The following is a 1,061-nucleotide window of genomic DNA, read 5'->3' on the forward strand; positions in this document are numbered from 1 at the left end:
CAAACTCATTCCAGAACTCCTGCCACATTTTCCAGAGCCACCGCTGGAAGGGTGAGGGGTTAACCGTAATGTAATCGTCTGCATTGCTTCCTCGCAGGATTTTTTTTCTGCCTGGCGGGAATAATCCCAGCCTGCTCCCTGCGTGAATGTCGGAGATGACCACTATCGCATCGGTTTTCATTTCTGTTTTCATTTTTTCTTCCCCGTTTCCTGCAGCAGGTAGACCGGAAACTGCTGCATCCGTCCGAAAATGTTCGGGCGCATCACATGCGCAGCTCGCAACTTGCCCGACTTGACCAGCTGAGCCAGAGCCCGCCGCAATCTCATTTTCCCGGTGTTCGGGAAAAGCTCGCTGATTTCGGCGAATGTCAATCCGGTTGAAGCGGTGCTGATGGTATCCAGCACCTGGTTGATTTCCTCCTGCCAGGCTTGCAGTGGGGTTTGTTTTTCTTTCTTCCTCATTTTTCTCCTCCATTTCCATTCCGGTAATACTCCACCGCCTTGACAGCGAAAAAGGCGGAGATGAGAGCCACCAGCGCGGTGGCTGTTCCGCCGGTATCAAGGTGGTGAGTGAGTGATAAGAAAATGATGACGCCGAGCGTCAGAACTGCAAAAACAAAGCGGGTGCGGTTCAGGATGATTTTCATACTCACCAGTTTGCCAGCCGGTATGTGAAACCGGCTCTTCCTTTTGGTTTCAGGTTGTCAATCCCCACCAGTAGTTCACCCCGCCAACGGATAGCGTGCAGTTCCAATCCAGCCCAGACCGCAAGTTCTGCATCCTGCAGTCTGTCAGATGAGAACTCGCCGGCGATGATTGGTGAGATGATGAATGGCCGGGATGTGAGCAGAAAACCCGCTGGCCCGGCGGTGAGTTTGAAGGCGTGGGTGCCGAGCGTGCCGGTCCACCGGTGCAGAACGCCATCCTTTACCGCCAGCACGTTCACCTGTCCGGCCGGGTTTGAAGTCATCTGGATTGCGGTGGGGGTGGTTCGGACAAGCAGCGTGGTCACGGTATCCACCCGCCCGATGATTGTCGGCGGAGTGCCCGCCAATGCCAGC

4 protein-coding genes are annotated in these 1,061 nt (G+C 55.0%); all 4 read right to left on the minus strand.

Annotated features, from left to right (window positions below):
* Window positions 1-193 (minus strand): hypothetical protein (locus ABJK56_RS06750; protein ID WP_347243901.1); only part of this gene is annotated, 193 nt, incomplete at its 3' end.
* Entirely contained in the window at window positions 190-462 is a 273-nt protein-coding gene (locus ABJK56_RS06755) for a hypothetical protein (RefSeq protein ID WP_347243902.1), read from the minus strand. The genes ABJK56_RS06750 and ABJK56_RS06755, both read right to left, overlap by 4 nt.
* Entirely contained in the window at window positions 459-647 is a 189-nt protein-coding gene (locus ABJK56_RS06760) for a hypothetical protein (RefSeq protein ID WP_347243903.1), read from the minus strand. Before ABJK56_RS06760 ends, ABJK56_RS06755 begins: the two co-directional genes overlap by 4 nt.
* A gap of 2 nt (window positions 648-649) precedes the next feature.
* On the minus strand, window positions 650-1,061 hold a 412-nt coding region (locus ABJK56_RS06765), incomplete at its 5' end, for a hypothetical protein (protein ID WP_347243904.1).

It is taken from the genome of Thermogutta sp. (assembly GCF_039793925.1).
GTDB lineage: Bacteria > Planctomycetota > Planctomycetia > Pirellulales > Thermoguttaceae > Thermogutta.